Origin of the sequence: Priestia sp. TRN 1309, from assembly GCF_050846875.1 — a bacterium.
GTDB lineage: Bacteria > Bacillota > Bacilli > Bacillales > Bacillaceae_H > Priestia > Priestia zanthoxyli.
Genome location: NZ_JBOZGM010000001.1, coordinates 976030 through 995886 on the forward strand (window position 1 = coordinate 976030; position 19857 = coordinate 995886).

Below are 19857 nucleotides of genomic sequence, written 5' to 3' on the forward strand. Positions count from 1 at the left end.
GTTTTAGTAGGGAATGGATTGACTCTGTGCGCCAACAACCACGACATGACCTTGTCTCATCTCTTCTATATACCGGTTTGCCTCCCTGTTAGATAAGCCGAGTGAAGCCATCTTTGAAAGAAGCTCATCTTCTCTTGAAAGAAGCATATTGACCGCCGTTTCAAAAATACCTTGCTCTGCCATTCTGTACTTTTTTGTATGTGTTGCCTCCGTTAAATGCTGAGCCCATTCTTTATCGTAGGCCAGCAGATAAATCTCTTTGCTTGTAAATCCTTTCTTTAAAAAAGAACGGATGACGCAGACTGCCTCCTCTTGGTTTTCTGCTACTTGAATGTGTTTCATACACGAACCAAACCTCCTGATAAAAGATATTTCCGAAATACATCTTCTACTCATCATGTAGCCTTTGTTTCCAACTTTAAACTTGTTTTCTATGAATTTTCTCAGATAGTAAAAGAGAATAGAAACATCATAAATTTTCAAAAAAAGATGTTTGAACTTCAAAACAGAAGGCTAAACCTAGACTATATTAAAAAGTTCCATCAAAAATAGGAGGAGATTAAAATGAATTTACAAGATCAACAAACACAAGGCCAGCCCGAGCAAACGCAAGACCGCCAGCCGGGTATCGAAAGTGAGATGAATCCTCTCCCTATTTATGAGGATGACAATTACATTGGTACAGGAAAATTAAAAGGAAAAGTAGCGCTGGTTACCGGGGGAGACAGCGGAATTGGACGAGCTGTATCCATTGCTTATGCGAAAGAAGGAGCGGACGTAGCCATCGTTTACTTAAACGAACATAGCGACGCCGAGGAAACAAAAGCCCGCATTGAAGAAGAAGGTGTAAGATGCTTGCTAATTGCAGGAGACGTAGGAGACGAATCATTCTGTAACGAAGCGGTAGAAAAAACGGTGAGTGAGCTTGGAAAGCTTGATATCCTTGTGAACAATGCAGGAGAGCAACATCCAAAAGAAAGCATTAAAGAAATTACGAGTGAACAGCTTGAACGAACGTTCAAAACGAACTTTTATTCATACTTTTATTTTACGAAAAAAGCGCTTGATTATTTAGGAAAAGGCAGTGCCATCATTAATACAACGTCCATTAATCCTTACCGCGGGAATCCTCAGCTGATCGATTATACGGCGACAAAAGGTGCAATCAACGGCTTTACGCGCAGTATGGCGCAAGCGCTTGTCAAAGACGGTATTCGTGTGAACGGCGTAGCGCCGGGACCAATCTGGACACCGCTTATCCCGTCTACTTTCTCAAGTGATAAAGTAGGAGAATTCGGTACAGATACACCAATGGGCAGACCTGGACATCCTGTAGAACACGTGGGCTGTTATGTGCTGCTAGCTTCAAATGATTCATCTTATATGACGGGTCAAACGCTTCATGTCAACGGCGGAGATTTCATGAACACATAATTGCTTCACCTATTATAGAGGAGGAGAAAACGATGGGAGAGCGCCAGAAAAGATCTATTTCAAATACACCAAAAAAACGAGATGAAACGGAGCAGCGTGTAACAGATCAAGACGAAACGTTGTTTGAACGTTTCAAAGAAGAAGAAACAGTGGATCCTATGCCAATGGAAGATATAAGACTTGAACAAAAAGAAGAGAAAAATAAAACGAAAACAAAGGATGAATCGGGTTCTGAAAACATTCATCATCGAAAATAAAAAACAGCCTTCTAAGGCTGTTTTTTTATCTGTGTTTCTATATTAATGAGCATTAGAAGCAATGACAATTTTTGAATCATCTTCTAATGCCTGAGCAAGATTCGATTTAATTCGTATATGGTCAAAATTTAAACCAAGCTGCATCGCAGTAGTGGCTAATTCAGGACGAATGCCCGATAAAATCGATTTAACGCCAATTAAATCAAGCGCATTTATCAGCTGAAACAGCTCGTGCGCGACCATTGTATCGATCATCACCACGCCTGACAAATCAATATACAAATGAGAGATTTGCTTCTCGGCACACTGTTTTAACGTGCTTTCTAGGATCATTCTAGCCCTTGCCGTATCAATATCTCCGACTAACGGTAAAAGAGCCACGTCTTTTTTAATCACAATAACAGGTGAACTTAATTCATGAATCATTTCCTGCTGAGAGCGAAGGCGGTTTGAGGCATATTCCTGCGCTTCTGTGATGAATTTCAAAATAATAATATCAAATACCCGTACTACTTTTTCATTCCACATATCGATATGCTGCTGAGTGATGTCATCATGAAGTTCTGCAAATCGGCGAATATACTCACAGTATTGTTTGCGGACGTTCATAAATTCTTTAATAATACTTTGAATGGGGGTTCTGAGATGCTGTTGGTCTTTGGCAACTTTATTTAGCCACGTGTTAAAAGAGTCAAAAAAGCTTTTTTCATCTTCTATAAAGACGTTGCTAATATATAAATGAAATTCATAGTTTTGCGCTTTTAAGCGTTGAATGACGTCAGGATCATTAGAGGTATATACGCCTTCAGAAGATGTTTTATCCAAAGATTCATACCATTCTTCCGTCATAGTTGGTGCGCTTTCTAGCAGATAAGAACGTAAAGCGATATCTTTCTTCACTGTTATTCTCCTCTCAAACTGATAAAACATGCGCAGGTGCGCAACGTATTTATTATAGCATCTTTTTTATAAAGATGGATATGAAATGTATGTTTATTTTGCGTGTGAGGTTTTAAGTGATTGTATATAGGGAAAAATTTTAATAAAAGGGGAAAGAGGGAAAGTATGAATACCGTGACGAGCGATCAGTGGAAATGGTATCAGTTTGATTTAGAAGAAGCCGATGGAATAGCTGATATAATCAAAGACTATCAGTATCCAAGAGATGAATGGTTTTGCCATCAGCTTCAAAAGAAAAACTCTAATCATATTCAAGTAGATGTAATAGGAGAAAGTGAGCTCATTTATGGTTCACTCATTTATCATAAGAAGTCATTTGATCAAAGGGATTACGATTCGTTTCATTTTTATATTACCGAGGAGTTTATTATAACGGCAGGAATCGATTTGAAAATCCTTGAGGACACCAAACATGAACGAATGATTGAACGCATGAAGCAGTCTGCTAATACGGCGGAAAGTTTTTTTATTCTTTTAGGTGAAATTATGAAAAAGCACTTAAATGGGTTTGATCAGTTTGAAAGTCATTTCAGAGAGCTTCTGTGGGAAGTGCGCCATAATAATAACATCGACGTGTTAGATGACATTCATAAAGCGCGCTATGACCTGCTTATATGGACAAATTTAATCAGTTCTGTTCGAGAAGTTACCATGGGAATCGAAGAAGCGTTTCATAAAAAAATTAACCAAACGATTCAATATCAGCGGATGTGTAAAAAAATAGAAATTGGCCTCACGCTAATTGAACAATATCAAAAAGAATTTGACGCGTTAATTAAATTAGAAGAAGTTGTGTCTACTCACAGAGGAAATGAGATTATGAAAGCTTTAACGCTGCTGACAGCAATTAGTACGCCTTTAACGGCTTTTGGAGCCCTTTGGGGAATGAACTTTAAAGGGATGCCGGAGCTTGATTGGAAGTTTGGCTATATCTATGCACTCATTTTAATCGTTCTTTCGACCATTGCCATTTATCTCTATTTACGAATGAAAGGGTGGACGGGCGATCTGTTAAAAGGAAGAAAAAAGAACTCATTTTTTAAATAAGCTTTAATAAAAGAGGTTGAGACATAACGAAATGAATCCAATCAACTGCTAGAAGGAACAAAATAGATCAAACTATATTCACCATCACAAAAAACGAACCACTCATCAAACATGTTGATTAATGGTTCGTTTTTCACTTTGGCTAAACTATTTTTGTTCCAGCCTCTTTGTTGTTTGTTATCCTCGCCTCCACGTCGTAGGCTCACCTGAACGAAGGCATCTTGGGAATAAATCGTTTTCTTTTAGCTTTACTTGATTGCCGTTTTCGTCGGTATAGCGACCGGTTTGCGGAACCAATTCTCCGGTTGAAAAGGCATCATCTACGGGCTTCCACGTCGTTGATTCACGTGTGTGCGGGCAAGGTGTAAAAAGATCATCTTTTTGAAAAAGTTTAATTTCACCTTCCGCACAAATGTAAGCGCCCGATTCTGGTACAGCTTCACTCGTTCGATAAATGTTCTGTACAGTCTTCACACGCATCCAACCTTTCTTTTTGATTAGTTGTATTTTAATGTTCCTGTCGTGGCGTCCATGTACGTGCGGTCTTCTATAATATCCGAGTCATCTAGCTTTCTAAAAGGAGCGCAGTAGCAGACAACACCCGTCTCGATTTCAATTTCTTGAAATCCGTATGCACGGCAAAGGTATTCGCCGACCTCGCTTGGAGCTGGATGGGTATCAAGCTCATCTAACGCTTCATTAAACATCTCTAAAAATTCTTTTTTTGAAAATTTTTTCTCATGATGCAGTGTTACTGGATCTCCAGAATCTGTTCCTTGTGCTAACGCGTAAAAATACATCGCCCTCACTCCTTACATATATATAGTCGTGCTTTTGCTGAAATGTAGAAACATTGATTGTTAGTAAGTAAATTCCCTTAAATAAACAAAATAAACGCATCTGGAAGAAAACGGTTTCTTTATGGTTGTGATCTTAGAGAGAATTCAGCGCTATCAGCGTTTGATAGCAAGCTGCCACAGGGTGATAATCGGCTTTAGGAGCCGGGCTTTTTTTCGAGCTGTAGCGTTCGTTTTGCTGATTTAACAGCTGATACCAGCCTCCATATGTGTGATCGATAAAGTGTTTCTGACAGTAGGAGAACAGGGCGTCGTATGCTTTCCAATATCCGCTGTCTCCGGTTTTTACCCCGAGCAGTGAAGCCGCAGAAATGGCTTCGGCCATCACCCAGTAGTTTTTATCGGGGTCAATGACCTCTTCTTGAGGAGACAGCGCAAAGTAAAGACCTCCGTACTTAGCATCCCAGCCTCTGTTCCAGCCCTTATCAAACAAATATTTTGCACGTTCTGTCATCCAGTTTTCCGAACGGTGCCGATCAAGCCATAAAAGCAGCTTGCTCCATTCAAACTGATGTCCTGGTATAAAGCCGTACGGACGAAATTCATCTTTTGTATTGTTTTTATTGTAGTCCCAATCCGGCTGCCAGTCTGTATCATAATGCTCCCAAATCATGCCGCCAGATCGTTCAGCAAGCTGCTGAGTAACGCCTTTTGCAAGCGTGTACGCTCGGTCTACGTATTTTTTATCTCTTGTTGCTTCAAAGGCAGAAAGCATCGCTTCACACATATGCATATTTGCATTTTGGCCGCGGTACAAAGAAGAAGCTGACCACGATGCGTCCCATTCGTCTCGGTAAAAGCCGTGCGCATCTTCCCAAAAGTACTTTTCCATCACGTCATATACCTGTTCAATTGTTTCTTTTGCTTCTAAAATTCCGGCTTGGTATGCGATGGAAGAAGCTAAAAGAGCAAAAGCGTGGCCATATGCTTGTTTAGAATCATCTTTGACTTCTCCGTCATCGGCTATTTCAAAAAAATACCCGCCGTTCTCTCTATCATAATGGTTGTTTTGTAGAAAACGAATGCCGTGCTGAGCTGCTTCTTTGCACCAATCCGGTCCGTCTAAAAGAGCCCCTACACTGAAGATATAAATAAAGCGCGCCGTACTTACTAAGTGCTTTGAATGCGTGTTGTTGACGGTGCCGTCGTCGTAGTATTCATGGATATACCCGCCGTTTTTTTGGTCAATACAAGCGGGGTAGTAGAAATGAAGCGTATCAAAAATATGCTGTTTTAATGTGTGAGGTTTTCGAAACGCAGTTGAGGAAAAATCCGTTGCCGTGTTCATTTTATCACCATCTCAATCTTTGTTTTTAATTGTTTTTTACCCTAAGCCATTGGTAGTAAACGTAAGGGTTTTTTTGCTGTTTTTGCTCTATTATTCTATTTTTGTTGAAAATGTATCAGTTTGGAAACAAGTTTGAAATATTTTGATATACTTTTGACACGATTATCCGGTATTCTAAAAGTACGTGCTAGCTGGAACGAACAAATGTACAGAGCCTCTAGACGTCAAATGATTTTATTTAGTGTGGCTAGTTTAAGATTGAGCTTAAACATCGGATCCTGTTTTCACTTAATCTATTAAACTGGCAACATGTATTTCTATTATATTTTGCAAATGAGGTATAAAAAATGACAGAAGTGAACAAACAAAGATTTTACAAAAAATTAGCGGTAACAGGTCTTGCTTTTACACTTGTAGGAGCTGGAACTCTAGGTCTTCATTCCTTACATTTTACGGGTGAGCCAACTGTCGCAAGCGCAGCAGCGGAAACATATACAACCACGGCGAATTTAAATATTCGAAGCGGTCCATCGACGTCCAACGCGATTATTGCGACAGTTAAACAAGGCACACAGCTAACGGTAGTTGGACAAGCAGCAAGCGGCTGGCTGAAAGTAAGCTATCAAGGCAAAACGGGCTACGTAAGCAGTGAGTATGTTAAAAAGTCAGCGAGTTCAACAACTAAAACTTATGTAACAACGGCAAATTTAAATATTCGAAGCGCTCCATCGACGTCAAGCGCGATTGTTGTAACGGTCAAACAAGGCACGCAGCTAACGTCGACAGCACAAGCAGCGAACGGCTGGCTAAAAGTAAGCTATCAAGGCAAAACGGGTTACGTGAGCACGCAGTACGTAAAAGAATCAACGGGTTCTTCTGAACCGGCTCCAGCTCCAGCTCCGGAGGCTTCTGTCTATGTGGCAACGGCGAATTTAAATGTTCGAACAACAGCTTCAACTTCTGGTGCGGTTATGGCAACACTGAAAGCCGGCACACAGCTCGACGTAACGGCTAAAGCAGCAAACGGCTGGCTGAAAATTACGTATCAAGGGAAGGTTGGCTATGTAAGCGGTCAATACGTACGAGCATTAGCTGGGATGAAAGTGGTTTCGAACCCTGAAAGTATACAAGTTGTTGTGAATAAACAAAACAAGCTTCCGGAAAACTACGTTCCGAAAGATTTAGTATATACAACGATTCCGTTTACATTCAAAGAACAAACAGAAAAGAAAAAAATGCGCAGTGAAGCAGCCGCTGCTATTGCACAGTTATTTGCGGGTGCGAAAAAACAAGGCGTTACGCTTCTTGGCGTATCAGCTTACCGTTCACATGCAACGCAAAGCGCGCTTTTTAGTTCGTATGTTCAACGAGACGGTTATGATAAAGCGGCAACTTATAGCGCACTGCCAGGCACGAGTGAACATGAAACGGGTCTTGGAATTGATGTAACAAAAGGAGACGGCACATGTGCTGCTCAAGACTGCTTTGGCGGAACAAAAGAAGCAGCTTGGCTCGATGCCTACGCAGCCGAATATGGATTTATTATTCGTTATCCAAAAGGGAAAGACGCGGTAACCGGCTATAAATATGAGCCGTGGCATTTACGCTATGTAGGCAAACCAGTGGCGCAGGCGATTAAGAGTAAAGGCATTACGCTTGAAGAATATTACGGAATTAAGTAGGTTTAAAAAAGAGGCTGGAATAAAAGTAGCTTAGTTGACGGAAGATCCGAACGCGTTTGATTTAGAATCAAACGCGTTCGGATCTTTTTATTGTTGTGGTAAAGATAGCTTTCATGTATGTAGGTGTTTCTAGTGGTTTGTTATGCCTCAATCTCTTTTATTTTTGTTCATCATGTTTACCTTTCTTGTGAAGGAGGGTAGGTAGTGATACAAAAGAACTACTGTTTGTACATTTAAAGTTGATTTTGTGTGAGAAAAGATCTAGTGTATATTTCATACAGAAGTGTAAAGTACAGGGGGCGTTCATCTGTGAAAAAACGAAGGAGATGCATCCTATCATGTTGAAAGATCATATGTTTGAATTTTATTTTGATCAAATGAATGAGCTGGTTTTTTTGGCGGAAGTAAAGAACCAGCATCTTTATTATAAAAAAATGAATAAAGCGGCTGCTAAGCTTGTACGGTACCAAGGAGAAGCGGGCATGCGGCTAGAAAGCGTACTCCCTGAGCGGGCGTATCACTCCCTTTACCCTTACTATATAAAAGCGATGGAAACAAAAAAGCCAGTTACCTACCATGACATAAATACCTTCTCAGATGCAGCTGAAGCGTTTGAAACAACGCTTACCCCCATTTTTGATGATACCGACAATAGTACGCACTTATTAGTGATGAGTAAAAATATCCAAAAGTTAAAAAAAGATTTAGCCCAAAGTATGGAGCGGTATAAGTCGCTTTTTATGAACCATGAAAACGCCATATGTATGATGGATTTAAGCGGTAAAATTGTTCAAGCAAATCCTGCCTGTGAGCAAATGTTCGGCTACGATACGCAAGAGATCATCAATAGTTCTTACATGCAGCTTCTAAAAGAGCTGAAGATTGATGTCCGTGCTTTGCCTTTGCATCACATCATATACGACCAAAGCTACAGCAAAGAAATCCAAGCGTGGCACAAAGAAAAAGGAATGATTTATTTATATGTTACAAACGTGCCCATCATCGTGGAAAATGAATGGATGGGTATTTACTTGATTGCTCAGGACGTTACGAAAGAAAAGGTAGCTGAAATAAAGCTGGAAAACACGGTGAAAGATTTAGCAAACATGAAGTATGCCCTTGATGAGTCCGCAATCGTAAGCGTCCTGGATCCATATGGAACGATTAGGTATGTCAATGATATGTTCTGTACAATATTTGGCTATGAAAAAGAAGAGCTAATCGGACAATCATACGAGTTATTTGATGTAAGCTATGACCTTCGTGTTCTTGAAAGTATTGGCCAAGGAAAGGTTTGGAGAGGGCAAGTCAAAAGCATAACAAAAGAAGGCGTCATCGTGTGGAGCCATAAGACCATTGTTCCGCTGACCGATATTCATCACCGAATCTCAAGCTACGTGCTGATTCAAACTGATATTACTGCGCAAAAAAACCTAGAAAATCAGCTGAAGTTTAAGGCGTTTCATGACAGTTTGACGGGGGTGCCGAATCGAATGATGCTGCAAAAACAAGTGCAGGCTGCGATCGAGCAAAAGGAAAGATTTGGCCTGCTGTTTTTAGACTGTGATAATTTTAAAGAAGTGAACGATCAATTTGGTCATGATATCGGCGATGCATTTTTAATCCAGTACGCACATCGCTTAACGTCTTGCATTCGCACATGTGACGAAGCTTATCGCCTCGGAGGGGATGAATTTGTTATCTTGCTTCGGCACATTGAAAGGCGCGAGGAAATCCAGCAGATCATGGAACGAATTCACCGAGAGCTTCAAAAAGAATGGAGTATTGAATCCTGCATTTTTACAGCTACATCGACCATTGGAGCCGCTTATTATCCAGAAAACGGAGAGTCGTTTCAAGAACTGCTAAAACAGGCGGATCAAGCGCTGTACGAAGGAAAACGACAGGGGAAAAATAACGTGAATTTCTATAAAAAAAACCAATCTGTAGCCGATTCTATAGATAAAGAAAGTATTGTTTAATATAGAAAGGATAAATATGAATAAACATAAATTAATGGTTGTTTTATCAAGCGGAGCAGTGATACTTTCTCTGCTCATACATATCATTCATCGTATTTGGCCGATAGAGATGTCCGGCATGTCGATGGAACATAATTCAGCGCCAGGCGAAGTGTCATTGATCTTTTTGATGCTTCCTATTGTTTTTCTTGGTGTGCTGCTTGTACTGTATGTTAAAAAGCATGAGCTAGTACCTGCGTTTGTGACGCTAACGCTCACGTTTTCAAGCATCAGCACGGTTATAGGCGGAGGAGGAATGGTTGAGTATCACTTTTCAATTTTTATGGTGATAGCCATTCTTTCCTACTATGAAAATGTAAAGCTTTTATTGTTAATGACGGGTATTTTTGTCATCGAGCATCTAGTGGGATTTTTTGTTCCATTTTTCACGCCGATTATTTTCGGAACGTCTTCTTATTCCTTTTCGATGGTGTGCCTTCACGCGGCGTATTTGCTTTTTACATCAGGGGCGACCGCTTGGCAAATTACTTCAAAGAAAAATTATACAAAACAGCTTCAGCAGCAAAATAAACAAAAGCAGCATATCATTTATGACATGATGAAAAAACTGCATGAAACGAATGGTCAGGTAAGACAAACGGTTGCTGACTTAAAGGAAAGCTTAGAAGAGTCGCAAGCAGCGAGTCATCATACGACGGCTTCAATGCAAGAGCTAGCGGCAGGAGCGGACCAGCAGGTAATAATGGCTCAAAAAAGCAGTGAGTTTCTAGAAGAGATGACGCAAGGCGTAACCAAAATAGCCGAGGCTTCAGCGGCAGTCAGCGAAGCTTCTGATCAAACAGCAAATGAAGCCGTGCAGGGAAAAGAAAAAATTCAAGAAGCCATTCAACAAATTCATACAATCGATTCTTCTGTTCAGCATGCAGCTAGCGTTATTCATCAGTTAAAAGAACGTTCTGCAGAAATCAACGATATTATGAGTGTGATTTCAGGCATTGCTGCACAAACAAATCTACTGGCGCTAAATGCTGCAATTGAAGCAGCGCGCGCAGGCGAACATGGTAAAGGGTTTGCGGTCGTAGCAGCGGAGGTTCGCAAACTTGCAGAACAATCCAATCAGTCAGCCGAACAAGTAGCAAGACTCATTCAGCATATTCAGCAAGAAACGTCTCAAGCCGTAGCATTCATTCAATCAGGAACTTCTGATGTAAAAAACGGTATTTTACTAGCCAACGAAGCGGAAAATGTTTTTAATCGAATCGCCGACGCATCTACGTACGTTCACGAACAAATTCAGCAAACGGCTGCTTCCGCACAGCAAATAGCAGCCGGATCTACGCAGGTGCTCCATGCCGTCAGCGATATGACCGCTTTTGCCAACCAATCGGCTGCAAGCAGTACCAGCATTTCTTCTGCTTCCGTCCGTCAGCTGCAATCGCTGCAGGTCATTGACCAAACGGCGGAATTTTTAAGCGGGTTAGTTGAAGAGCTTGGCAGCGTAACGGAAAAGTTAGCGAAGCAAGCGTGAGTGAAGCAGAGTAGTGGACTACTACATAGAAGTACATGGTTTTATACACTGGATTAATGTTATAAATCTACTAAAGAATTATGTACATACAAACGCTTAAAAAGTTTCTACGGACCTTTAGACCACTAATATTCATATCAATCCCCTCCTTTAGAGAAATGAAGCGATCTAAAAAGAGGGGATTGATGCTTTTGTCTAAAAGCTAGTGTTAGTTATTTGTTGGAGAAGGAAATCTTGCTGCTTCAAAATGTGAGCCATCTTCGGATGTGACGATTGTACCGGCTATGCTGCTTTGAACAAAAACTTCAACGCGGTCTCCAGCTTCTAAATTATAAATAGTAGACACGGATACCGCATTAACAAACGGTGTGTTCCCGCCAAAGAAATCGTTATCGATAGCGATAGCGGTTGTCCCATTTACACGTATTTCAATGCGAGTTCTATAATCTAGCATCTGGTCGTTAGGAGAGAATCCAATTGTAGCAATGATAGAATATACGCCATCTTTTTTGGGGCGGAAGGTAGAAGTAATCGGGTTATATTCATTTGCTAAATCAAATTGTTCAGTTGGGAAAACGGCTTTTACAAACGTATTTGCAGGAACATTTTGAGGCATCGTTAAATTGAGCGCTCTAAATGCTGACTCCCGCGTGCTTCCTTTTTTGTCTTTATCTTCTTTACATTTAGAAGCACAATCATGTGATTCCTCATAGAAATCTTCTGCGCGTCCATAAGTCCAAACTTGTGATTCTTCAGAGCTATCTTCTTCGAGACCATAAGCCCAGCCGCGTGCTTCCTCAGGAGCATCTTCTTGATGTTGCTCTTTCTTATTGTTAAGGGAAGCTTTCTTCTTGTGAGGATAAGATTTTTCTACATAATATTTATCATCTTTATCATTGTAATGGAAATAATACTTTTTTATAATAATCACCCTTTCTTTGCAGTACTCTATACTATATTCACTCATAGAGGAAATGTTTGGATACTTGTCCGACAACTTTAGAACTGTTTTTTTAATAGCTACTAGTAACTAATTTTGAATGTAGAATTAGTTGCATTATATAAAAAACACCTCGTTCGAACGAAAGTCGAAGAGGTGTTTTTATTCGAAGAGTATTCGATTCGAGAGTCTACTCATAACCTGTATGTAAACATCACTCTATCAGTCAACTGGGTGTACTTTTGTAGCGCTGGGTCCTTTAGCTCCTTCTTGGATTTCAAACTCTACTTTTTGTCCTTCTGACAGATTTTTATATTCCTCACGGTCGATTGCATTAGAGTGAACGAACACTTCTTTTGATCCGTCCTCGGGTTTGATAAATCCAGATCCTTTTGATTCGTTGAACGATTTAACGGTTCCTTTATGTTTGCTCATTGATAAATCCCCCTTATAAGTATAGAAATAATTTCTTAATAGGTTTTTACCCAAACGCTGAAATCTCAATCATTTTTATGGTCGTTATACCGATTAGAAGAGTAGGGAAGAGCAAATAGGGAGGGCTTAACAATTTTTTCATTTCGGTTATATTTTTATATTGTCTGTGACATAACTATTGTTATAAAATGTAATCGTTAATTCTGCTAACTAAAGGAGATAAAGAAAAAAATGAGGGATGAGTTGTTATATATAGGGAAGAAAATTATCGATAATAAACAGGAATTAGCGATACAATTTTCTGATCTGATGGACTCTGAATATAAGCGGAAGCTTGTTTACCATGAAGAAAGCGACGTTTTAAAATGGAGAGCAGAACTCATTGAGTATTTAGGCGAGTCGCTATTCGAAGAGCACTCGGTCGTTTTAAAGAAAATCATTCAGTGGGGTACAGATATAGGAAAAGTGGCTGTGGAAAACGGACTTTCGTTGAGTCAAACGTTAAAATCACTCGCGCTGTTTCGAACAGTGATATGGGGCGTTTTTACAGAAGAGCTGCAGCAGAAGCAGTTTGCTCCTATTACGATGCTTGATGTAAGTAAAAAAATTGATCCGATGCTTGATCAGCTTAATCATATATTTGTCGAAATTTACGAAGAACATAATACCGAAACCATAAAACGCGCTTATGCAGCGCTAGAAGAATTATCAGTTCCCATCGTTCCTCTTTCTGAAGGAATCGCTGTGATGCCAATCGTTGGACAAATTGATACGCATCGTTCGCAGCTTATTATGGAAACGGCTTTAGAAAAAAGTGCTCAGCTGCAGCTGAGTTATTTAATATTTGATATTTCAGGTGTTTTGATCGTCGATACGATGGTAGCGGACAATATTTTTCAAATTGTAAAAGCTTTACAGCTTATCGGTACTAAAACGATGATTACCGGAATACGTCCGGAAATCGCGCAAACCGTTGTTGATTTAGGCGTCGATTTTGGAACAATCAAAACAAGAGCGACGTTAGAAAAAGGTCTTGAAGAAATAGGCTTCAGTAAACTGCCAGAAAATCCGCAAAGAAAACCAAACAAATGGCCTTTTCAATAAATAAAAAAAGTAAGAAGCTTAGACAAAGTATGTTAGTTGAAGTCAAACCCGAACCATTAATTTGATTGATGGTTCGGTTTTTTTTGTTGTTATGGTTGTTGTTATGGTGAACGTAGGTTTCATGTATGTAACTGCTTCTAGCTGGTGATTGGAGGGCAAGACGAAGACTCCTGCGGGAAAAGCGGAACAGGTGAGACCCCGCAGGAGCATAAGCGACGAGGAGGCTCACCGGCCGCCCGCGGAAAGCGAAGTCCTGCACGGAAATCACCAGCGGTGTAAAAAGCAGTCCAACTCATTTATCTCATTTGTTCGTCTTTCGATTGGGTTGATTTAATTATGTTTCCACCTCTTTATTTTCTCGTGTCTCTAAAAAATAAAAGAACGGCTTATATTACGAAAAATTTAAGGGGAAGTCACAGCGTCACATGTTACATTCTTTGTAAAAAGGGGTACTGGTAAAAAGAAGCATTTCAAGCGCTTTTCAATTACAGTAGCCGTCTAAAATTAATTAATTGTCAATTTCGAATAACATAAATTATTTAAATACTTAGACAAACAAATGAGGAAAATATATACTTATTAGTGTTGTCACGAAAAGATAAAGGGGAGAAACAAGGATGGATATCAAACGTCAAAACGTTGATTTTGGTAACTCAATTTTTCAAACGCTAGTGGATGGTTATTACTATGAAATTCCTACAAACGTAGTAGAAATCACAAAAGATCAGGCAGAGGGGCATTTTCCTTCAAGTGTAAATGAACCGGAATTACTTCTTCAAAATTTACTGATTTCTACCACAATTGAAGGAGTAGAAAAGTATTATTTAGTAGGAGACGCCGCTGAGAAACACGTGCTAGGCAATATCCATATTAATAAGTTACATAATAAAACTGAATCTGATATTCCTTATGTGATGTTTTTAGCTTCAGTTGCTTATTACAACATACTTAAAGGAAAAGACAAAGAGGATAATCATGTGACGATTAATTTTTTCTCGACTATGCTTCCGATTTGGCTGCTTAAGAAAACAAATAAATTCAGTGAAATGCAGCAGAAGATGGCCGAACGTTTTCAAGGAGAGCATACGGTTACAGTATTGACTCCTGGATTAGAAAAAACGCTCACTGTGAACATTGAAACGAGCAAATGCCGTATTGAAAGCGAAGTGGCTCGCTGGGCGATCAAAAAAGATTTTGAATTACAAGATAGAGAAGAAGCAAATGCATTCAAACATTTTGAAACACTAATTGTAGATTTGGGCGGAGGTACGGTTGACCTGGCACTGCTTCCTGCAGGACTTCAAGCTCCTAAAAGCAGAAATTCGTTGAAGTGTCTTACGGATATTTCATATTTGAAGCATATTGAAAAGCTAAGAAATGAAAAGCTGCTTGAGTATTTTGATGATGTTCGTTCATTAGAAGAATTTATTATTGCCAATATCCATAAAGCAAAAATGGAGCAAAGAGACGGCAACAGCGGGAAAAAAGTAGATCTCACGGAGCCTATTCACGCTTCGCTTAGAGAATACACGCAAATTTTATTAACAAAAGTTGAAAATCTATTTCCATCGCCAAAAGATAAAGTCTATAAATATATTTATATTGGAGGACTGGCTCCTATCCTTCAACAGTTTATTGCAGAGCAGATTGATAACATGTACGGGGAAGAAATCAGAGAAGAAAACCATCTTTTCTTGCCGGAGACACGAAAGTTAAATTTATACGGTCTTGAAATTTTAAGCAGACATGAAACAAACGCAGCGGTTCACGCTTAAAAAGGGGGAGCATACATGAGTCATCAACACACTCGCCTTAAGGAAGCACTAGACGATTGGTACGGTCAGCTAAGCTCCCAGGTGGCTGCACCATTTTACTTATTATCAAATGCGTTTCTAACAGCTGGGAATCTATCAGCAGATATGATGGGAGCAAGGGGAAAAACCGTAAGTAATAGAGATGAACATGCAAGTTTTACAATTGAAACTGCTGACATTCCGTCAGAAGTGTCTTCATTTCTAAAAGAAAAACAGCAGGCAAACGAGCTGCAGGACTATATAGTGAGACTCATACAGCAAGACTTGCAAAAAATGAATAAAAAAGATGAAGTCGAGTCGCTCGTTCATTCACTTCGAAAAGAGCTGTTGGGCGAAATTGACTTGCTAAAACAAGAAATGAATTCACGTTTTGCTGCAAATCGTGAGGAGTATGAGTCTAAGCAGTCAAATGAACTTCAGGATTATGTAGCGAAGCTTGTGGAACAAAACGGGCAGAAAGACAGCCGCGAAGAAGATTTTCAATCGTTAGTTCATTCATTGAGAAGCGAGCTGTTAGGAGAAATTCACTTGCTTAAAAAAGAGCTTGGCTCTGCGTCAGTTCCTTCTTATAAGCAGCTGAAGCCCGTTACAGATGAGGAAGAAACGTTTAAAGAAGGTCAATTAATTAAAAGTGAAAAAGTGACCGGAACCATTCAAGAAGATATCGATGTAGATTTTTAAACAGAAAGTAGAGGCGTGATATGCCTCTACTTTTATTATTTTTCTATTAAAAATGGAGCTGGGGCAAAAGTATTTTTGCTAAAGGAAGATCCGAACGAGTTTGATTCTTGATTGTGAATCCAACTTGTACGGAAATTAACAGCGGTCCGATGTAAAAGCTTTAGCGGATACATCATAAATCTTTTTGGTTTCTTTTTAGCTTTTTTTGAAAATATAAGCAAATATCAAATGTAACGATGGTACAAATACTGCATTTTATCATAAACCAAAATAGAGCTTCGTTTATGCCAAATCCGCCAATCGAAGCTTTTAGTTCATTTAGCTGCCTGAGAATTAAATTTATGTCGTTTTCATAGGCCACAGTAAAAGATTTAATCACAAGCATGGTCATAATGACTGCTTCTACCGATATATATAGAACTTTTCTTGCTAGTTTAAGGGAAGGATTTACGTTTGATTTAGGAATTTTATAAAATAATTTCATCGCCCGTTTGCCTTTCAGTTATTTTAAGCTGTTTAAAAAGGTTCGTTTATTCTATAATTCTTTCTTTGGCTATAAAATCCTTTATGTATAGCAAGTTAAAAAAAGCTCGCTAGAAAAGGTAGTACACCGATTTTCTAGCGAGCTTATGTTAGTTAATGTTCTTCAGCTAAGGCATTTGCTTTTGTCACATGAACTGTGCCAAACGGATGGTTTGGAGGAGCGTAGATGGAGTAAAGCTTTAGCGGAGTGGTACCCGTATTAGTGAGATCATGCCACGTTCCGGCAGGGATAAATATCGCATCATCATCGTAGACTTTTCGTTTAAAGGTTAGGTTGTTTTTACTTTTGCCCATTTGAACAACGCCTTGCCCTTGTTCAATGCGCAGGAATTGATCAACGTTAGGGTGGATTTCTAAGCCGATATCTTCACCGGGCTTGAGACTCATTAGCGTCACTTGTAAATGTGTTCCCGTCCATAAAGCAGTGCGGTACGTATTGTTTTGCTTTGACGCTTCATTAATGTTAATAACAAATGGCCTTGGTCCGTAGTCCTTTAATTTACCGTTTCTTTGTTGAAACTGTTCGCTGGTGTGATAGTGATTCGGCACATAATAACTATATGGCTGCCAGCCATAGTACACTGGGGTCTGCCACTGATGATAATAAGGTGCATAGTGCATACTCATTCTCCTTTTCTCGTTTCATTTTTCTTTTCATCCTATGCTTTTGTCAAAACGGTTGATACCATTTGCCTTTTTGTCCGCGGTCTTTATCCACTTATTTTTTGCCCAAATCATGTAATTAATGATTTCTCTGAGCTCTTTGATTGTTTTTCGGTGGTTAAAAAATACTTTCATCACTTTAATACGATAATTCAGTAAAAAATATATCGTATGAAAACGTTTTATTTGATATAATTTTAGAAGATGAAAATTATTTTAAAGGGTGACGTTCATTGAAAGAAAAAAAACTTCAAGAATTAACTGAACATCTTAATAATTTATTCAACAATTTAATTCATGGATCTATCACAGAAGGTGAATTTAATGAGCTGTCCGAAGAGCTTTACAGGAAGCAAACGAGGCTGCGCTATGAGATAGAGTGTGAGAAAGGTTCGTATTACCGAGAATATTTTAAAGGCTAAGGCTTTGTATTAGACTGCTTTATAAGAAATAAGAAAAGACCTCCATTTAGGGGGCCTTTTCTTCACTTCTAGTAGTAAGTGGAGTGATACTTTCTATTTCAATAAGTATATTAGTATATTTACTTCATAAAAAATACAGCTGTTGAAGGTCTAAAACTCGCTATTCACCCCCAAAAACCTGTATGATAGGTTTAAGATTGCCGCATATGAGATATATGTATAGTAAAAAGGGGTGATGAGCTGTGAAGTGGTATAAAGGAGTTGTCATGCAAGTCTTAATGACAGAAATCGAAACAGCAAGAGAGCACATGGTTATGTTGGGACTTACAGAAGGTCTTACAAGTCGTAATACAGTTCGAATCAGTCAAACCCTGGATTATTTATTAAATGAACTAAGTAAAGTGATGGCCGCAGATTAATCGTATTTTATATATAAATGAAAAGAGCTGCTGATTTCACGGCAGCTCTTTATAAGTTGCCTTCACGTTTGCTTTAATGTTTATGATACTATTTATACAGTTATCTCATAGCAAAGAAAATAGCGGATTTGATTATATATATCGTATAGTAGAAACCTAGAAGATGAGTTGAAAGCGCCCGTGAAAAGGGAAGCTTAGATACGTAAAGCAAACGCCGTACTAAGAATGGCGATGGAGGGTATAGTGGAATGGAATATCATATTAAAGAGGCCGCTGCAAAGGTAGGGCTGCCTACGCATACGCTTCGATACTACGAGCAGCAAGGGCTTTTGCCTTTTATAAAAAGAGACGAAAACGGAAATCGTATTTTTAGCGAGTCGGATATCGAGTGGCTGGAATTTATTATTTGCTTACGAAAAACAGACATCTCTCTTTTAGAGTTACGTAAAATTGTTGAATTAACACAAGAAGGTGATGATACAATCGGTTTGCGCAAGCAGATATTTGAAAAGCATAGAGAGAAAATGATGGAAAAACAAAGAGAGCTGGACGCAGCTTTTAGAAAAGTGGAAACGAAAATTGACTACTATGATAAATTAGAGCAAAAGTATCAGGAAGAGCTTTCATCTAAAGCCTAATTTACCGTTTGTTTTTTATTTTATAAAAAAATAAAAAGCGGGCAGCTAATCCAATTAGCTGCCCGCTTTTTTAAAACTTATAGTGTAGAAATGTCAATAACAAATCGATAGCGAACGTCGCTGCGAAGAACGCGCTCGTACGCTTCGTCTACTTGATTTGCATCAATGACTTCAATCATAGGAGCAACGCCGTGTTCAGCCGCAAAATCAAGCATTTCTTGTGTTTCACGAATGCCGCCTACAAGTGAACCCGCAATGCTGCGACGTCCCATGATAAGGGAGAATACGCTGTATTGATCTGGATTAGCCGGTGCGCCCACGTTAACAAGCGTTCCATCTACGCGAAGTAAAGATAAATATTGATCCACGTTTAAGTTAGCCGATACCGTGTTTAAGATAAGATCAAAACGACCAGCTAATTCAGTAAATGTCGCTTCATCACTTGTTGCAAAATAATGATCTGCACCAAAGCTTAGTGCTTCTTCTTTTTTATTGTTAGAACGGCTCAATACCGTCACTTCAGCACCCATTGCATGTGCAAATTGAATCGCTACATGTCCAAGGCCGCCCATTCCCACGATCGCCACTTTTTTGCCAGGGCCAGCATTCCAGTGCTTTAATGGAGAAAATGTTGTAATCCCTGCGCATAGAAGCGGACTTGCTGCATCCATACTTAAGTTATCAGGAATACGAACAACGAATCCTTCTTTTACGACGATTTTTTGGCTGTAGCCGCCGTATGTACGGTTTCCGTCGTAATCCAATGAATTGTACGTTTGAACAACGCCTTTTGTACAGTATTGCTCGTCACCGTTCACACAGTACTCGCACTCTCCGCAAGAGTCAACGAAACATCCAACGCCTACGCGATCGCCAACCTTGTATTTTGTTACGTTTTCGCCAACTGCTTCAACTACTCCTGCGATTTCGTGACCAGGAACCATCGGGAACATCCCGCCGCCCCACTCATCAAATGCACTATGAATATCAGAGTGACAGATACCGCTAAACTTAATATCAATTAAAACGTCGTCTGCTCGCAGTTCTCTGCGTTCAATTGTCGTATTTTCAAATTTTGCCTTTGCGTGCGGTGCACTTAAAACACGTGATGTTGTTGTATGTTGATGATTATTACACATAAGTAAAAACACAATCCTTTCGTA

The 19857-nt window shown here is 39.4% G+C and carries 23 protein-coding genes; 13 read left to right on the forward strand and 10 right to left on the reverse strand.

Annotation, left to right across the window (positions count from 1 at the left end; genetic code table 11):
- Positions 1-3 precede the first annotated feature (3 nt).
- Complete coding sequence (locus ACRPLQ_RS05195) at positions 4-342, reverse strand: general stress protein (protein WP_033580172.1); 339 nt, start codon at positions 340-342, stop codon at positions 4-6.
- Positions 343-564: 222 nt separating this feature from the next.
- On the opposite strand from ACRPLQ_RS05195, the gene ACRPLQ_RS05200 reads away from it, so the two are divergent.
- Entirely contained in the window at positions 565-1434 is an 870-nt protein-coding gene (locus tag ACRPLQ_RS05200) for an SDR family oxidoreductase (RefSeq protein ID WP_028414695.1), read from the forward strand.
- Positions 1435-1466: 32 nt separating this feature from the next.
- The gene (locus ACRPLQ_RS05205; protein ID WP_028414694.1) at positions 1467-1691 is read left to right on the forward strand and encodes a hypothetical protein; all 225 of its coding nucleotides are present in this window, start codon (positions 1467-1469) and stop codon (positions 1689-1691) included.
- 42 nt (positions 1692-1733) lie between these two features.
- On the opposite strand, the gene ACRPLQ_RS05210 is transcribed toward ACRPLQ_RS05205, so the two are convergent.
- Positions 1734-2591, reverse strand: coding sequence for an STAS domain-containing protein (locus tag ACRPLQ_RS05210; RefSeq protein WP_165636369.1), 858 nt, complete (start codon positions 2589-2591; stop codon positions 1734-1736).
- Between the two features lie 165 nt (positions 2592-2756).
- Between ACRPLQ_RS05210 and ACRPLQ_RS05215 the strand changes: the two genes are divergently transcribed.
- Complete coding sequence (locus ACRPLQ_RS05215; protein WP_165636370.1) at positions 2757-3698, forward strand: magnesium transporter CorA family protein; 942 nt, start codon at positions 2757-2759, stop codon at positions 3696-3698.
- 177 nt (positions 3699-3875) lie between these two features.
- Here ACRPLQ_RS05215 and ACRPLQ_RS05220 read toward each other — a convergent pair whose 3' ends face one another.
- The 3 genes from ACRPLQ_RS05220 to ACRPLQ_RS05230 form a co-directional block, all read right to left on the reverse strand.
- Positions 3876-4178: a hypothetical protein gene (locus ACRPLQ_RS05220; RefSeq protein ID WP_016764991.1), complete on the reverse strand. Its 303-nt coding sequence runs from the start codon at positions 4176-4178 to the stop codon at positions 3876-3878.
- Positions 4179-4195: 17 nt separating this feature from the next.
- The gene (locus tag ACRPLQ_RS05225) at positions 4196-4498 is read right to left on the reverse strand and encodes a hypothetical protein (protein ID WP_048019436.1); all 303 of its coding nucleotides are present in this window, start codon (positions 4496-4498) and stop codon (positions 4196-4198) included.
- 133 nt (positions 4499-4631) lie between these two features.
- On the reverse strand, positions 4632-5843 hold the full coding sequence (locus ACRPLQ_RS05230; RefSeq protein ID WP_034264455.1) for an AGE family epimerase/isomerase: 1212 nt from the start codon (positions 5841-5843) through the stop codon (positions 4632-4634).
- Positions 5844-6190: 347 nt separating this feature from the next.
- On the opposite strand from ACRPLQ_RS05230, the gene ACRPLQ_RS05235 reads away from it, so the two are divergent.
- From ACRPLQ_RS05235 to ACRPLQ_RS05245, 3 genes are all read left to right on the forward strand, one after another.
- Complete coding sequence (locus tag ACRPLQ_RS05235; protein WP_165636372.1) at positions 6191-7525, forward strand: SH3 domain-containing protein; 1335 nt, start codon at positions 6191-6193, stop codon at positions 7523-7525.
- 338 nt (positions 7526-7863) lie between these two features.
- Positions 7864-9507 (forward strand): sensor domain-containing diguanylate cyclase, encoded by a 1644-nt coding sequence (locus ACRPLQ_RS05240; RefSeq protein ID WP_165636373.1) that lies wholly within the window; start codon positions 7864-7866, stop codon positions 9505-9507.
- Between the two features lie 16 nt (positions 9508-9523).
- Positions 9524-11035, forward strand: coding sequence for a methyl-accepting chemotaxis protein (locus tag ACRPLQ_RS05245; RefSeq protein ID WP_432235753.1), 1512 nt, complete (start codon positions 9524-9526; stop codon positions 11033-11035).
- Between the two features lie 208 nt (positions 11036-11243).
- Here ACRPLQ_RS05245 and ACRPLQ_RS05250 read toward each other — a convergent pair whose 3' ends face one another.
- On the reverse strand, positions 11244-11966 hold the full coding sequence (locus ACRPLQ_RS05250; protein WP_154992123.1) for a hypothetical protein: 723 nt from the start codon (positions 11964-11966) through the stop codon (positions 11244-11246).
- Between the two features lie 231 nt (positions 11967-12197).
- Complete coding sequence (locus ACRPLQ_RS05255; RefSeq protein ID WP_432235754.1) at positions 12198-12410, reverse strand: cold-shock protein; 213 nt, start codon at positions 12408-12410, stop codon at positions 12198-12200.
- 231 nt (positions 12411-12641) lie between these two features.
- On the opposite strand from ACRPLQ_RS05255, the gene ACRPLQ_RS05260 reads away from it, so the two are divergent.
- From ACRPLQ_RS05260 to ACRPLQ_RS05275, 4 genes are all read left to right on the forward strand, one after another.
- Positions 12642-13514: an STAS domain-containing protein gene (locus ACRPLQ_RS05260; protein WP_432235755.1), complete on the forward strand. Its 873-nt coding sequence runs from the start codon at positions 12642-12644 to the stop codon at positions 13512-13514.
- A 144-nt stretch (positions 13515-13658) separates the two neighbouring features.
- Positions 13659-13793 (forward strand): hypothetical protein, encoded by a 135-nt coding sequence (locus ACRPLQ_RS05265; RefSeq protein ID WP_255256570.1) that lies wholly within the window; start codon positions 13659-13661, stop codon positions 13791-13793.
- Positions 13794-14131: 338 nt separating this feature from the next.
- Positions 14132-15289 carry a ParM/StbA family protein gene (locus ACRPLQ_RS05270; RefSeq protein ID WP_033580180.1) on the forward strand — a complete coding sequence of 386 codons (1158 nt, stop codon included), beginning with the start codon at positions 14132-14134 and terminating at the stop codon, positions 15287-15289.
- Positions 15290-15304: 15 nt separating this feature from the next.
- Positions 15305-16009, forward strand: coding sequence for a hypothetical protein (locus ACRPLQ_RS05275; RefSeq protein ID WP_430077894.1), 705 nt, complete (start codon positions 15305-15307; stop codon positions 16007-16009).
- Positions 16010-16181: 172 nt separating this feature from the next.
- Here ACRPLQ_RS05275 and ACRPLQ_RS05280 read toward each other — a convergent pair whose 3' ends face one another.
- Together ACRPLQ_RS05280 and ACRPLQ_RS05285 are read right to left on the reverse strand one after the other, a co-directional pair.
- Positions 16182-16493, reverse strand: coding sequence for a hypothetical protein (locus ACRPLQ_RS05280; protein ID WP_028414682.1), 312 nt, complete (start codon positions 16491-16493; stop codon positions 16182-16184).
- Between the two features lie 152 nt (positions 16494-16645).
- Positions 16646-17173, reverse strand: a complete 528-nt coding sequence (locus tag ACRPLQ_RS05285; protein ID WP_049165744.1) for a cupin domain-containing protein — start codon at positions 17171-17173, stop codon at positions 16646-16648.
- A gap of 275 nt (positions 17174-17448) precedes the next feature.
- Here ACRPLQ_RS05285 and ACRPLQ_RS05290 point away from each other — a divergent pair, with 275 nt between their 5' ends.
- The 3 genes from ACRPLQ_RS05290 (at position 17449) to ACRPLQ_RS05300 (ending at position 18694) form a co-directional block, all read left to right on the forward strand.
- On the forward strand, positions 17449-17637 hold the full coding sequence (locus ACRPLQ_RS05290; RefSeq protein WP_028414680.1) for a hypothetical protein: 189 nt from the start codon (positions 17449-17451) through the stop codon (positions 17635-17637).
- 242 nt (positions 17638-17879) lie between these two features.
- A complete protein-coding gene (locus tag ACRPLQ_RS05295) occupies positions 17880-18056 on the forward strand; it encodes an aspartyl-phosphate phosphatase Spo0E family protein (protein ID WP_223260221.1) in 177 nt (58 codons plus the stop codon).
- 248 nt (positions 18057-18304) lie between these two features.
- Positions 18305-18694, forward strand: coding sequence for a MerR family transcriptional regulator (locus tag ACRPLQ_RS05300; RefSeq protein WP_033580184.1), 390 nt, complete (start codon positions 18305-18307; stop codon positions 18692-18694).
- Positions 18695-18771: 77 nt separating this feature from the next.
- Here the strand turns inward: ACRPLQ_RS05300 and ACRPLQ_RS05305 are convergent, their stop codons facing one another.
- The gene (locus tag ACRPLQ_RS05305) at positions 18772-19833 is read right to left on the reverse strand and encodes an NAD(P)-dependent alcohol dehydrogenase (RefSeq protein ID WP_028414678.1); all 1062 of its coding nucleotides are present in this window, start codon (positions 19831-19833) and stop codon (positions 18772-18774) included.
- Positions 19834-19857: the final 24 nt, after the last annotated feature.